Annotated in this window: 2 protein-coding genes; both read left to right on the plus strand. The window is 59.9% G+C overall.

The annotated features are described in order from the left end of the window. Positions 1 to 416: 416 nt before the first annotated feature. Positions 417 to 665, plus strand: coding sequence for a hypothetical protein (locus GSQ92_RS07495; RefSeq protein ID WP_159013273.1), 249 nt, complete (start codon positions 417 to 419; stop codon positions 663 to 665). Positions 666 to 810: 145 nt separating this feature from the next. Further along, positions 811 to 1,014: hypothetical protein (locus GSQ92_RS30080; RefSeq protein WP_216856777.1), on the plus strand; the 204-nt coding region annotated here is incomplete at its 3' end.

The following is a 1,014-nucleotide window of genomic DNA, read 5'->3' on the forward strand; positions in this document are numbered from 1 at the left end:
TCTCTCGCGGGAACGCCTAGCGCTGACAGTGAGCGCGCGACGGAGCTCTGGCCCTTGCGGCAGTGATCGCCGCTTTGAATTCGCCAAACTTCGTCCGCGTATCCTCATCCACAAACGTAGTACGCCTGGGGCCACCTCGTGGCGCAGTGCCACTCTCATCGACCATACCGTCCCCACGTCATCTTATGTGGTGCACGGTGGGATAATGCGGTGCGAACAACGAGACGGGTGTCGTCGTTCGCACCGAAATCTTCGATGCTCGGTCAATGGATCAGATCGTCAGTGTGGACCTGCGCGCAGAGACAGAACATAGTCATTCGCCAGCGCCCTCGATTCCGAGAGGGTCGTGTGGCCAAAATGGACACATCCCAGCGGGAGCGTCTTGTGGCCAAATTGGACACGTTCCGGCGCTGCCGATGTCTCCCTATCGTCTGTCGCTCTGCCTCATCATCCTGGGCTGGTCCGAGCGAGAACTCGCCCGGCGCACCGGCGAGCACCGCACGACGATCAGGCGATGGCTGGGCTGCGAAAGCGAAATCGATTCCTCCGTCGCGAAATGGCTCGAGGTGCTGGTCGCTGTCCATGTTGCCAATCCCGGCCCACGGCGAAAGCATCTTTCGATTCTTGATGGCACTCTGATCACTCGCGTCTCGGCGAACAGCTGATCGCGTGCTGGCCGCTAACCTCCAACACGTCTAGCGGTCAGGACGGCCTCGCGGGAGCAAACAAGAGGCCGCCAACATCTTCTGGTTCGGCTAGTTAGAGGTCTTGTACCCGTATCTGCCATTTGACATCAGAGCAGGCTCACAGATGGCCCGCGGATTGCTCAGCGAATGCCAGCGCGTCAACTGCGACACATCGATCCAAACCTTCTTGCCGTTCGGCCAAATCATTACCGTTCTGCCGTTCTGTACCGTCAGTGGTGCAGGAACGATAATCACTCCCGCGCCAGTTCCTACCTTCCGCGCCGCGCTCCCTGGACCGGCAAACACCGGCGCTGGAGGTGCGCTATAT

It is taken from the genome of Acidisoma sp. S159 (genome assembly GCF_009766125.1).
In the GTDB taxonomy this organism is placed as follows: Bacteria; Pseudomonadota; Alphaproteobacteria; order Acetobacterales; family Acetobacteraceae; genus Acidisoma.